The sequence below is a fragment of the Acidovorax sp. genome, from assembly GCF_021287135.1.
GTDB lineage: Bacteria > Pseudomonadota > Gammaproteobacteria > Burkholderiales > Burkholderiaceae_C > Acidovorax.
Map to the genome: position 1 here is coordinate 19,554 of NZ_JAJTBB010000017.1, position 11,443 is coordinate 30,996.

Consider the following 11,443-nt stretch of genomic DNA (forward strand, 5'->3'; position numbering starts at 1 on the left):
GAAACCAGGAGACGGGCCATGCCATCCGAAGCGAAATCCCCCGGCGCCGCCACCCTGCGGGAGGCGCGGTGTGGCGCCCCATGGAGGGCCGTGCGCGCGCGGGTCACCGCCCGGGTTCTCTCCCTTTGCTGCGCGGGTGGGGTGTGGCTGCTGGCGGGTTGCGGCCCCAACCCTGCGCCGCCCACGGACGCCGACGTGCGCCGCGCCGAAGCCCTGCGCCCGCGCGATGCGCAGCTGGCCGCCAAGTACGAGCGCTCCTGCCTGCTGTGCCACGGCGTGCGCAGCGGCGCACCGCTGGCGGGGTTTGCCCCCGCCTGGAAGGCCCGCGCAGCGCAGGGCGAGGGCGCCTTGCTGGCCCATGTGCGCGAGGGCTTCAACGCCATGCCCGCCATGGGGCTGTGCACCGACTGCAGCGACACCGAGCTGCGCCAGCTCATCCACTTCCTGATCCAGGGGTCATGAATGACCATGCCAACCCACCCTTCGGCGTTCGCGCGATTCAGCCGCCGCCGCGCCATGGCCGCGAGCGCCTCCGCCGTGGTGGCCGGCCTGCTCGCCCCGCCGCAGCTGGCGGGCAGCGCCCGGGCACAGAGCCAGCCCGCGCCAGGGACGGGGCTGCCCACGCCGCCGGCCCCGCCGCAGCCCTGGCAGAACTGGTCGGGCGTGCTGCGCGCACAGCCCCGGGCGCGCGCCCTGCCGGCCGATGAGGCCGAGCTCGCCGCGCTGCTGGCGCGCTCCACCGGAGAGGTGCGGGTGGCGGGGGCGGGGCATTCGTTCTCGGCCCTGGTGCCCACCGCTGGCACGCTGGTGTCGCTGGACCGCCTGTCCGGCATCGTGCGCATCGACAAGGCTGCGATGACCGCCACGGTGCACGCGGGCACGCGCCTGGGCGCCCTGGCGCGCCTGCTGGACGCCGAAGGCCTGGCGCTGCCCAACCTGCCGGACATCGACGCGCAGACCCTTGCCGGCGCCATTGCCACCGGCACGCATGGCACCGGTGCCGCGCTGCCCGCGGTGCACGACGGCGTGGCGGGTGCGCGGCTGGTCACCGCGGCCGGGCAGGTGGTGGAGCTGGGCGGGCCGCGCGACGCGGATGCACTGGCGGCGCTCCGCGTCTCCCTGGGCTGTCTGGGCGTGGTGTCGCAGCTCACGCTGCGCGTGGTGCCCGCGTTCAACCTGCGGCGCAAGGTGTGGCTGCAGCCCGTGCAGGACCTGCTGCGCGACGCACCGGCCCTGGCCGCCAGGCACCGCCACTTCGAGATGTTCGTGCTGCCCTTCACCGGCTATGCGGCCGGCGTGGCCCATGAGGTGTACGAGGGCAACGACCTGCTGCTGCCCAGTTCTGCCGAGGATGCGATGCTGGCCGACCTGCAGCGCCTGCGCGACTGGCTGGGGCGCTTTCCCGCGTTGCGCACCTGGGCGGCGCAGCGCTTCATCGACCCGCAGCAGACCGAGGAAGCCCGCGAGCGCGCCCACCGGCTGCTCTCCACCGTGCGGGCGTCGCGCTTCAACGAGACCGAGTGGCATGTGCCGGCGGAGAACGGCATCGCCTGCTTGCGCCAGGTCATCGATGCCCTGCAGCAGCACAACGAGGCTTTCTACCCCATCGAGTTCCGCTGGGTGCGGGGCGACGGCGCGTGGCTCAGCCCCTTCCATGGCCGCGACAGCTGCTCCATCGCCCTGCACGCCGCCGCGGGCGAGCCCTACGACTACATCGTGCAGATCGGCGCCACCATTTGCCGGGCCCACGGCGGCCGCCCGCACTGGGGCAAGATGCACCCGCTCGCGGCCACCACGCTGGCGCCGCTGTACCCGCGCTGGCGCGACTTCCAGGCGCTGCGCGCGTCGTTCGACCCGCAGGGCCGCATGCTCAATGCGCACCTGCGGTCGGTGTTTGGCATTGCCTAGGGGACCCCATGAAGCGTCAAGGACTCACCCGGCGCCGCGTGGTGGCGGCGGGTGCGCTCGCCGCCACGGGCGCCGCGCTGCTGGCCGCACGCCCGGCCGACCGGGGCGCGCCCCACACCGGCGACTTCGCCGCCATGGCCCAGGCGCTCAAGGCTGCCGGCCTGGCCCTGCAGCCTACGCTGGTGGTGGACCGGGCGCGGCTGCGCGCCAACGCGGCCAAGGTGCGCGCGCACGTGCAGGGCCGACCGCTCGCGCTGCGGCTGGTGAACAAATCCCTGCCCTGCCTGGGCCTGCTCGACGAGGTGGGCGCCGCCACCGGCAGTGCCCGGCAGATGGTGTTCAGCCTGCCTTATCTGGCCCTGATCGCCCAAGAGCGGCCGCACACCGATGTGCTGCTGGGCAAGCCCGTGCCCGCCGCGGCGGCGGCGGCCTTTCTGGCCATGCCGCCAGCCTCCGGCTTTGACCCGGCGCGCCAGCTGCAGTGGCTGGTGGATACGCCCCAGCGCCTGGCGCAGTACCGTGAAATTGCGCGTGGGCGTGGGCAGCCGATGCGCATCAACATCGAGATCGACGTGGGCCTGCACCGCGGCGGCGTGGCGGACGCCGACACGCTGCGCGCCCTGCTGCAGATGGTGCAGGAAGAGCCGCTGCTGCGCTTTGCGGGCTTCATGGGCTACGACGCGCACACCCAGAAAATTCCGGACATCGCCGGAGCGCGCGCCCGCGCGCACCACGACGCGCTGGCGGCCTACCAGGGCTTTGTGGATGTGCTGCGCGCAAGCCCGCTGCCATCGCCGTCCGGGCCGTGGACCTTCAACACCGCCGGCTCGCCCACCTTCCGCCTGCACGACGGCAGCGGCGCGGCCAACGAGGTGGCGGTGGGCTCCGCCATGGTGCTGCCCTCGGACTTCGACACGCCCCTGCTGGTCGACCTGGCGCCCGCCGCGTGGATCGCCACGCCCGTCCTCAAGGTGGGGGCGTTCGCGGCGCCCGACGGCGTGGGCGCCCTGGGCCGTCTGGCGCGCGCGTGGGACGCCAATGAGCGCACGGCGCATTTCATCCACGGCGGCAACTGGCTGGCCGACCCCGTGTCTCCGCCGGGCCTGGGCACCAGCGTGCTCATGGGCCTGTCGTCCAACCAGCAGCTGCTGGTCGGCTCCGGCACCCAGGCCCTGCGGCCCGACGACGTGGTGTTCTTCCGCCCCCGGCAGAGCGAGGCCGTGCTGCAGCAGCTGGGCGATATCGCCGTGTACGAGGGCGGGCGCATCGTGGGCCAATGGCCCGTGTTCCCGGCGCGGGGCTGAGCCCGGCAGCGGGTGCGGGGGCGCGCCGCTCAGCCCGGCGCGCTGTCGCGCCGCTTCAGCACCACGGTGATCTGGCCGTTGGTCTCGATGGTCGCGCGCTCCACCTCGTGCAGGTCCAGGCAGCCGCCGGCCCGCAGCGCGGCCTGCAGGTCGCGGGTGGACAGCAGCTCGCTGCGCATGAGCGCGGTGTCCAGCTGCCCGTGCTGCACCAGCACCTGCGGCCTGCCGTCCACCAGTCGTTCCAGCCAGGCATGGCGGAAGGTGAGCCAGGCCAGCGCCATGTGGCACATGATGAGTGTCGATGCCGAAATGAGGCCGCCGACGAGCGAGTTGTCGCCCGCGTTCATCGAGTTCTGCACGGCGTTCGACAGGATCAGCAGCAGCACCAGGTCGAAGGGCGCGAACTGCCCCGTCTGCCGCTTGCCCGTCAGGCGCAAGAAGACCAGCAGAAACACATACACCACCACGCCGCGCAGGATGAACTCCCACCACGGCACGCTTGTTGTCCACATTGCCTGACTCCTTCTGTTGGGCTGCAAGCACCATGGTACCCAGCGCCGTCCGTTGACGCCAAGGCGACTGTGAGGCGCCCCGTTGCGGGTTGTGCAGGTTGCGCCTGGCGTTGCCCGGCGTGCAAGATGGCCGCTTCATTCCAGCAAGGAGCCCTGCATGCCTTTTGCGCACGTCAACCAACAGAAGCTGTACTACGAAGACACCGGCGGCGACGGCCCGGTGATCGTCTTTTCGCACGGGCTGCTCATGGATGGCAGCATGTTCGCGCCGCAGGTGCAAGCCCTGCGCGGCGCCTGGCGCTGCATCACCTGGGACGAGCGCGGCCACGGCCAGACGGCCGATCCGGCGCGGTGCGAACCCTTCAGCTACTACGACTCGGCCGACGATCTGGCCGCCTTGCTGGCGCACCTGGGCGTCCGGCAGGCGGTGCTGGCCGGCATGTCGCAAGGCGGGTACCTGTCGCTGCGCTGCGCGCTGACCCATCCGGACATCGTGCGCGCGCTGGTGCTCATCGACACCCAGGCCCTGCAGGAAGACCCGGCCAAGATGGTGGGCCACGAGGCACTGATGAAGGCCTGGCTGGAGGGTGGGCTGTCGGACGAGATTGCCGCCGTGGTGGCCCACACCATCCTGGGCGACGGATGGCCCGGCACGCCGGCGTGGCAGGCCAAGTGGCGCCAGCTCACCGTGCCCAACCTGGTGCAGTGCTTCACCACCCTGGGCAGCCGCGACGACATCAGCGACCGCCTGGGCGCGATCACCGTGCCAGCCCTGGTGGTGCACGGCACGCTGGACCACGCCATCGACCTGTCGCGGGCGAAGGCCATGGCCCATGCCTTGCCCCAGGCGCGGATGGTGGAGATCCCCGGCGGCGGCCACGCCAGCAACCTCACGCACCCGGAGCCCGTCAACGCCGCGCTGGTGGAGTTCCTGCGCGCGCTGCCTTAGGCGTCCTCTCGGCGCGAATCGCCGTGCCGCCAGGAGAGGGGCCCCGTGTGGGCGAAAATCAGCGGTTCCGGCGCGGGCGCACCCGCTTGAAAGGGCGCGGCTTCCACGGCAGCGCCCGGCGCGGCGCCCGCGGGGCCGCTTGCCGGACCGTTCTCCCGCCACCCTCACCACAAGGACTCTTTCGCCATGCTGCGTCGCCAGTTCCACCACACCAGCGCGGCGCTCTCGCTGGGCGCCCTGCTGCTGTTCACCCACCAGCGGGCACGGGCGCTGTCGATGGGCGACCTCACCAATGCGGACGCGGCCAGCGGCGTCAAGGCGGCGCTGGGCCAGGGCGCGCAGGCGGCCGTGGCGCTGCTGGGCCGGCCCGACGGCTTCCTGGGCAACCCGCAGGTGCGCATCGGCCTGCCGGGCGCCCTGGACGACGCGGCCAAGGTCATGAAGTCGCTGGGCCAGGGCCGGCGCGTGGACGAGCTGGTCACCGCCATCAACCGCGCCGCCGAGGCGGCCGTGCCCCTGGGCAAGGACCTGCTGGTGCGCGCCGTGCAGACCATGACGGTGACCGACGCCAAGAACATCCTCACCGGCGGCAACACCTCCGTGACCACCTTCTTTGCCGACAAGACGCGCACCCCGCTGTCCGAGCGCTTCCGGCCCGTGGTGAACCAGTCCATCGAGAAGGTCGGCCTGGCACAGAAGTACAACACCTTCGCCAGCAAGGCGGCCGGCTTTGGCCTGCTGCGCCCCGAAGAGGCCGACCTGGGCCACTATGTCACCGGCAAGACGCTGGACGGCCTGTACTTCATGATCGGCGAGGAAGAGCGCCGCATCCGCCAGAACCCGGCCGGCGCCGGCAGCGCCATTGCCCGCAAGGTGTTTGGCGCGTTGCGGTAGATGGCGCGCCCCTTGAGCCGCCGCGCCACTGTGCGCTCCGGCGCCCGGCGGCGGCGCCACCCCGTCCCTTGAAACAGCCCGCTCCACCCCATGGCATCCCCTGAACCCACCGGCGCCTGCCCCTGCGGCCGGCTCAATGCACGCCACAAACCCCTGGCCTACGCGGACTGCTGCGGCCGCTACCTGGACCACTGGGACGCCACCCCCGCGCCCGACGCCGAAAGCCTCATGCGATCGCGCTACACCGCCTTCGTGGCCGAGCGTGCCGACTACCTGCAGGCCACCTGGCACGCCAGCACCCGGCCGGCCACGCTGGAGTTCGACGCCGGCGCCAAGTGGCTGGGCCTGGACGTGCGCAGTCACCGCAGCACCGGACCCGACCGGGCCGAGGTGGCGTTTGTCGCACGCTACCGCGTGGGCGGCCGCGCCGTGCGCCTGCAAGAGACCAGCCGCTTCGTGCGCGAAGGCGGGCGCTGGTTCTATGTGGATGGCGACCTGGGCGCGTAGTTTTTAATGAAATTGACCCCCAAACGTTGCTGGACAAGCGCAAGCAGCTATGAAATTTGAAGCAATCCTGTTTGACTGCGACGGCGTGCTGGTCGACAGCGAACCCATTACCAACGGCGTGCTGCGCGACATGCTGGAAGAGGCCGGCTGGGCCCTGACCGCTGACGATTGCATGCGCCTCTTTGTCGGCAAGACGGTGCGCAGCGAAGCCGCCCGCATCGAGGCCCACACCGGCCGCCCGCTCACCGACGCGTGGATGGCCGACTTCTACGCGCGCCGCAACGCCGAGCTGGAGGCGCGCCTCACCGCCATCGAGCACATCCACCCCACCATCGAGCGCGTGCACGCCCACCACGGCGGGCGCATCGCCTGCGCCTCCGGCGCCGACCGGTACAAGGTGGAGATGCAGCTGGCCAAGGTGGGCCTGGCCCCGTTCTTTGCCGGCCGCGTCTTCAGCGGCCACGAGATGCCGCGCACCAAGCCCGCGCCGGACGTGTACCTGGCCGCCGCCGCAGCGCTGCAAGCACCAGCACCGCGCTGCGCCGTGGTGGAAGACACCGTCACCGGCGTGATGGCCGGCGTGGCCGCGGGCGCCACGGTGTTTGCCTACGCGCCGCTTGACGATGGCGAGGCCCTGCTTGCCGCAGGCGCAGCGCAGGTGTTTCGCAGCATGGCCGAGCTGCCCGCTCTGCTGGGCTGCTGAGCGCATGCACGGCCGGGTGCCCCTTCAGGGCCGTGTGTCGGGCGCCGGGGTGCTGGGCACGTCCTGCTCTTGTGCCGCCCGCTGCTGCACCGCCATCGCCCGCTGGTAGCCCGGCCGCGCTTGCAGCCGCTGCCAATAGGCCTGCGTGGCCGGCCCGAACTGCGACACCAGCCCCAGGTGCTGCGCCAGCAGCAGCGCATACCCCACCGCCACATCCGCTGCCGTGAAGCGGCCCGCGCACAGGTGGTCGCTGCGGCTGTGGGTCAAGGCCGTCTCCACCGCCCGCAGCCGGGCCAGGAACCAGCGCGTGTAATCCTCCACCACCTGCGGCTGCTGGCGCTCGGCAGGCTCAAAGCGGCCGTAGCGCAGCACCAGCGTCTGCGGAAAGGTCAGCGTCGCATCGCTCATGTGCAGCCAGTTCAGGTAGGCGCCATAGGCCGGGTGCGTGGGCGCCACGTCCAGCCCTGCGTCGGGGTGCGTGGCCGCCAGGTACTGGCACATCGCGGCCGATTCGGTCATGCGCACCTCGCCCTGCACCAGCAGCGGTACCGTGCCCAACGGGTTTGCGTCCAGAAACCACCGCGCCTTGGTGCGCGGTGGGAAGGGGAGCATGTGAAGGGTGTAGGGCAGTTCCAGCTCTTCCAGCATCCACAGGGGGCGGAAGGAGCGGGCGCTGACGCAGTGGTGGAGGTGGAGCATGGGGGCATTGATTAGCGTTGATTGAATGTTGGCCACCATGTGGACCTAGTTAGCGCACACCGCCATAACCCTTCATCCGGCCAAGTTGGATCGCCGACAAAATCGGAAGCAGCGTGGTTCCAATGATGAGACCTTCTTTCTCCTTGAAGGAATGCACCAACCCGACAAGCTTGGGTAACGACCAGTCATCAGATATCTCTTGTCCTTTCGGCCATGCAAATATTCCGCCGCCACTGATTCCTCTAAGGCTGGGAGTTGGAAAAGACTTCAAGGTTGCGGGGTCTACGGCGCTCTTCTTGTTGAAGTGAAGCACGATATTGATATCCGTAGACAAGTTCCATTTCTCGTACGCATCAGGCGCCGCAGAAACTCCTCGGAAAGAAAACACTTCCGATGTGTATGCGCCATCTGCAGTTTTGCGCGACTTTGACGCCGGATACCCTGAAGCTGAACAGGCCATGGGTTCAAGTGTCGGCGAAATAAGCTCGCAACGCTGTTGCGCCAATGGAAGGAAGTGATGACATAGGTGTCGCGCGAACTCTGAGGAGAGGCGGTAGTAAGCGATATCCACATCGTCTTCGCTACGTCGGGTCTCGGGCAGCAAGTCCACATACCCGACGTAGCCTTCGATTGGGGAAAGTCCGCGATTGGTAGGAACAAGAAGTTCGCCCCGCTCGCGATCATCAGTGACATGCGCAGCGGTAAAAAGGAAGGGTTCTCCATGCACTTCAACGAAAACCGCCGTCCCTGTTTGAGCTATCCGGCGAGGTATGTCGGTTTCGAGGTAAACCGGGACCAACGCATCATAAGGATCGAGTGCGAACATGTAGTTTTACGGGCTAGACCTTGATCGCACTGCTCTGACAGCGCTAGTCGAAAGAAGGCAGTTGAAGTGCGGTTGCAAAGTTACAGCATAGTTGCGAGCCGCACTAAAGAGACAAAGGGCGAAGTAATTTTTGCTAACTATCGAGTGCGTGCGGGCAGCCCTCTGCAAGCGATTACACCCTCGCCTCCCTCCGAAACTCCGCCGGCGACTGCCCCGTCCACCCCCGAAACGCCCGGATAAAGCTCTTCTCGTTCTCAAACCCCGCCGCCTCCGCCACCTGCTTGATGGGTCGCTGCGTGCGGTGCAGCAGCTCCACCGCGCGGGTGCGGCGCACCTCGTCTTTCAGGCCCTGCAGCGTGGCGCCTTCCTCCTTCAACTGCCGGTGCAGCGTGCGCGGCGACACGTGCAGCAGCGCGGCCAGCGATTCGGCGCTGTGCTGGGGCAGGGCGTGCGCGGGCTGGCCCGGCAGGGGCGCGGCCAGCAGCTGGCGCACGCGCTGCACCAGCAGGCGGTCGCGGCGGTAGTGCAGCACCGTCAGGGGCAGGGCGTGCTGCAGCATCTGGCGCAGGGCCTGTTCGTCGCGGCGCAGGGGCAGGTGCAGGTAGCGGGCGTCGAAGTGGATAGCGGTGCGCGGCGCGTGGAAGGTGACGGGGCCGCGGAACAGCACGGCATACGCATCGGCATGCGGCGGCGCGCCGAATGCGAATTCGACCGCGATGAGGGGGATGCGGGAGTCCACCATCCAGCAGGCCAGGCCGTGCGCATTGCGCAGCACGGATACCAGGCAGAACTCGCGCAGGGCGCCCAGGTCGCGCGCCTCGGTGATGGCCAGGGTGGCGGTGTCGCCGGTGGTGGTGAGGTGCAGGGCAATGTCGTCCGCCAGCAGGCCGTGGTGGCGGCACCAGCGGGCCAGGGCGACCTGCAGCGTGGGTGAGCTGATGCTGGCGCGTGCCAGCATGCCGTAGCTGCCCCAGGGCAGGCGGCGGCTGAACCAGCCCAGGGCTTCGTCGTCCAGCTCGCGCATGGCGGCATCGGAGATGCGCTCCATCTGCCAGGCGGTGATGCGGGCGCTGTCGTCCTGCAGCAACTGCGGCGCAATCTGTGCCTGGGCCAGGGCGTGGCCGGGGCTCAGGCCGCGCCGGTCGTAGGCCAGGGCGATGGCGCGCACGAAGGCGATGGGCGTGGCCGCTGGTGCGATGGGCGCGCTGGCGGAGGGCGCAGCGGGCGGGGGCGGGAGCGGGGCAGAAGGGGCGGGTGGCGTCACGCTGCAGAGTGTGCCAGCCGTGGCACGATTTGCAACCATTGTGGCAACCTGGCCGGGGTGCAGGCTTCTATCCTTACGGGATCGCCCGCGGGGTCCCAAGGGGCCGGGGCAGGACGACCAAGCCAAGGAGACAACACCCATGACGAGTGCAGCCGCAACCCCTTCCGCACCGCTGGTGGAGAGCTACGCCCGGGGCGCGACCGGCGTGCCGCTCATTGAGCAGACGATCGGCGCCTTCTTTGCCGGCATGGTGGCCCACCAGCCCGACCGCGAGGCGCTGGTGAGCGTGCACCAGGGGCGGCGCTTCACGTATGCCCAGTTGCAGACCGAAGCCCTCCGTCTGGCCAGCGCACTGCTGGGCATGGGCCTCGCCCCCGGCGACCGCGTGGGCATCTGGTCGCACAACAATGCCGAATGGGTGCTGATGCAGCTGGCCACCGCGCAAGTGGGCCTGGTGCTGGTCAACATCAACCCGGCCTACCGCACGGCCGAGGTGGAATACGCGCTGAACAAGGTGGGCTGCAAGCTGCTGGTGAGCATGGCGCGCTTCAAGACCAGCGACTACCTGGGCATGCTGCGCGAGCTGGCGCCCGAGTGGCAGCACCAGCGGCCCGGGCAGCTGGGCTCCGTCAAGCTGCCGCACCTGCACACCGTGGTGTGGATCGACGAGACCGGGCAGGGGGCGGATGAGCCGGGTTTGCTGCGCTTTAGCGACCTGATCGCGCGCGGCAACGCGGCCGACCCCCGCCTGGCGCAGGTCGCGGCGGGCCTCCAGGCCACCGACCCCATCAACATCCAGTTCACCAGCGGCACCACGGGCTTCCCCAAGGGGGCCACGCTCACGCACCGCAACATCCTGAACAACGGCTTCTTCATTGGCGAATGCATGAAGCTCACGCCCGAAGACCGGCTGTGCATCCCCGTGCCGCTGTACCACTGCTTTGGCATGGTGCTGGGCAACCTGGCGTGCTTCACGCATGGCGCGACCATCGTGTACCCCAACGACGGATTCGACCCGCTCACCGTGCTGCAGACGGTGCAGGATGAAAAATGCACCGGCCTGCACGGCGTGCCCACCATGTTCATCGCCGAGCTGGACCATCCGCGCTTTGCTGAGTTCAACCTGAGCACGCTGCGCACCGGCATCATGGCCGGATCGCCCTGCCCCACGGAGGTGATGAAGCGCGTGGTGGAGCAGATGCACCTGCGCGAGGTCACCATTGCCTACGGCATGACCGAGACCAGCCCCGTGAGCTGCCAGAGCAGCACCGACACCCCGCTGGAAAAACGCGTCTCCACCGTGGGCCAGGTGCAGCCGCACCTGGAGGTCAAGATCGTGGACCCGGACACCGGCGCCATCGTGGCCATCGGCCAGCGCGGCGAGCTGTGCACCAAAGGCTATTCCGTGATGCACGGCTATTGGGGTGATGAGGCCAAGACCCGCGAGGCGATTGACGAAGGCGGCTGGATGCACACCGGCGACTTGGCCACCATGGACGCCGAGGGCTACGTGAACATCGTCGGCCGCATCAAGGACATGGTGATCCGCGGCGGCGAGAACATCTACCCGCGCGAGATCGAAGAATTCCTGTACCGCCACCCCCAAGTGCAGGACGTGCAGGTGGTGGGCGTGCCCGACCAGAAGTACGGCGAGGAGCTGTGCGCCTGGATCATCGCCAAGCCCGGCACCCAGCCCACCGAGGACGACATCCGCGCCTTCTGCAAGGGCCAGATCGCGCACTACAAGGTGCCGCGCTACATCCGCTTCGTCGCCAGCTTCCCCATGACGGTGACGGGCAAGATCCAGAAGTTCAAGATCCGCGACGAGATGAAGGACCAGCTGGGCCTGGAAGAACAAAAGACTGCTTGAAGAGCAA

Annotated in this window: 12 protein-coding genes; 8 read left to right on the top strand and 4 right to left on the bottom strand. The window is 69.3% G+C overall.

Features of this window, described 5'->3' with window-relative positions:
- Positions 1 to 18: 18 nt before the first annotated feature.
- From LWW96_RS03765 to LWW96_RS03775, 3 genes are read left to right on the top strand one after another with little or no spacing between them, the layout of a single operon-like run.
- The gene (locus LWW96_RS03765; RefSeq protein WP_291484334.1) at positions 19 to 462 is read left to right on the top strand and encodes a c-type cytochrome; all 444 of its coding nucleotides are present in this window, start codon (positions 19 to 21) and stop codon (positions 460 to 462) included.
- A complete protein-coding gene (locus tag LWW96_RS03770; protein WP_291484335.1) occupies positions 463 to 1,908 on the top strand; it encodes a D-arabinono-1,4-lactone oxidase in 1,446 nt (481 codons plus the stop codon). It abuts the gene before it with no gap.
- 8 nt (positions 1,909 to 1,916) lie between these two features.
- Positions 1,917 to 3,212, top strand: coding sequence for an alanine racemase (locus LWW96_RS03775; RefSeq protein WP_291484336.1), 1,296 nt, complete (start codon positions 1,917 to 1,919; stop codon positions 3,210 to 3,212).
- Positions 3,213 to 3,241: 29 nt separating this feature from the next.
- On the opposite strand, the gene LWW96_RS03780 is transcribed toward LWW96_RS03775, so the two are convergent.
- Positions 3,242 to 3,724: a YetF domain-containing protein gene (locus LWW96_RS03780; RefSeq protein ID WP_291484337.1), complete on the bottom strand. Its 483-nt coding sequence runs from the start codon at positions 3,722 to 3,724 to the stop codon at positions 3,242 to 3,244.
- Between the two features lie 157 nt (positions 3,725 to 3,881).
- Between LWW96_RS03780 and LWW96_RS03785 the strand changes: the two genes are divergently transcribed.
- From LWW96_RS03785 to LWW96_RS03800, 4 genes are all read left to right on the top strand, one after another.
- Entirely contained in the window at positions 3,882 to 4,673 is a 792-nt protein-coding gene (locus LWW96_RS03785) for an alpha/beta hydrolase (RefSeq protein ID WP_291484338.1), read from the top strand.
- A gap of 186 nt (positions 4,674 to 4,859) precedes the next feature.
- The gene (locus LWW96_RS03790; protein ID WP_291484339.1) at positions 4,860 to 5,567 is read left to right on the top strand and encodes a DUF4197 domain-containing protein; all 708 of its coding nucleotides are present in this window, start codon (positions 4,860 to 4,862) and stop codon (positions 5,565 to 5,567) included.
- 90 nt (positions 5,568 to 5,657) lie between these two features.
- On the top strand, positions 5,658 to 6,074 hold the full coding sequence (locus LWW96_RS03795) for a YchJ family metal-binding protein (protein ID WP_291484340.1): 417 nt from the start codon (positions 5,658 to 5,660) through the stop codon (positions 6,072 to 6,074).
- Positions 6,075 to 6,123: 49 nt separating this feature from the next.
- The gene (locus LWW96_RS03800) at positions 6,124 to 6,777 is read left to right on the top strand and encodes an HAD family phosphatase (protein WP_291484341.1); all 654 of its coding nucleotides are present in this window, start codon (positions 6,124 to 6,126) and stop codon (positions 6,775 to 6,777) included.
- A gap of 24 nt (positions 6,778 to 6,801) precedes the next feature.
- Here the strand turns inward: LWW96_RS03800 and LWW96_RS03805 are convergent, their stop codons facing one another.
- The 3 genes from LWW96_RS03805 to LWW96_RS03815 form a co-directional block, all read right to left on the bottom strand.
- A complete protein-coding gene (locus LWW96_RS03805; RefSeq protein ID WP_291484342.1) occupies positions 6,802 to 7,476 on the bottom strand; it encodes a glutathione S-transferase family protein in 675 nt (224 codons plus the stop codon).
- A gap of 49 nt (positions 7,477 to 7,525) precedes the next feature.
- Complete coding sequence (locus tag LWW96_RS03810; RefSeq protein WP_291484343.1) at positions 7,526 to 8,302, bottom strand: hypothetical protein; 777 nt, start codon at positions 8,300 to 8,302, stop codon at positions 7,526 to 7,528.
- Positions 8,303 to 8,474: 172 nt separating this feature from the next.
- Complete coding sequence (locus LWW96_RS03815) at positions 8,475 to 9,605, bottom strand: AraC family transcriptional regulator (protein WP_291484344.1); 1,131 nt, start codon at positions 9,603 to 9,605, stop codon at positions 8,475 to 8,477.
- Positions 9,606 to 9,705: 100 nt separating this feature from the next.
- Here LWW96_RS03815 and LWW96_RS03820 point away from each other — a divergent pair, with 100 nt between their 5' ends.
- Positions 9,706 to 11,436, top strand: a complete 1,731-nt coding sequence (locus tag LWW96_RS03820) for an AMP-binding protein (RefSeq protein ID WP_291484345.1) — start codon at positions 9,706 to 9,708, stop codon at positions 11,434 to 11,436.
- Positions 11,437 to 11,443 lie beyond the last annotated feature (7 nt).

Excerpts from the sequence above, each read along its gene's own strand:
- LWW96_RS03765 (WP_291484334.1), top strand. The coding sequence starts at position 19 with ATGCCATCCGAAGCGAAATCCCCCGGCGCCGCCACCCTGCGGGAGGCG.
- LWW96_RS03770 (WP_291484335.1), top strand. The coding sequence starts at position 463 with ATGACCATGCCAACCCACCCTTCGGCGTTCGCGCGATTCAGCCGCCGC.
- LWW96_RS03775 (WP_291484336.1), top strand. The coding sequence starts at position 1,917 with ATGAAGCGTCAAGGACTCACCCGGCGCCGCGTGGTGGCGGCGGGTGCG.
- LWW96_RS03780 (WP_291484337.1), bottom strand. The coding sequence starts at position 3,724 with ATGTGGACAACAAGCGTGCCGTGGTGGGAGTTCATCCTGCGCGGCGTG.
- LWW96_RS03785 (WP_291484338.1), top strand. The coding sequence starts at position 3,882 with ATGCCTTTTGCGCACGTCAACCAACAGAAGCTGTACTACGAAGACACC.
- LWW96_RS03790 (WP_291484339.1), top strand. The coding sequence starts at position 4,860 with ATGCTGCGTCGCCAGTTCCACCACACCAGCGCGGCGCTCTCGCTGGGC.
- LWW96_RS03795 (WP_291484340.1), top strand. The coding sequence starts at position 5,658 with ATGGCATCCCCTGAACCCACCGGCGCCTGCCCCTGCGGCCGGCTCAAT.
- LWW96_RS03800 (WP_291484341.1), top strand. The coding sequence starts at position 6,124 with ATGAAATTTGAAGCAATCCTGTTTGACTGCGACGGCGTGCTGGTCGAC.
- LWW96_RS03805 (WP_291484342.1), bottom strand. The coding sequence starts at position 7,476 with ATGCTCCACCTCCACCACTGCGTCAGCGCCCGCTCCTTCCGCCCCCTG.
- LWW96_RS03810 (WP_291484343.1), bottom strand. The coding sequence starts at position 8,302 with ATGTTCGCACTCGATCCTTATGATGCGTTGGTCCCGGTTTACCTCGAA.
- LWW96_RS03815 (WP_291484344.1), bottom strand. The coding sequence starts at position 9,605 with ATGGTTGCAAATCGTGCCACGGCTGGCACACTCTGCAGCGTGACGCCA.
- LWW96_RS03820 (WP_291484345.1), top strand. The coding sequence starts at position 9,706 with ATGACGAGTGCAGCCGCAACCCCTTCCGCACCGCTGGTGGAGAGCTAC.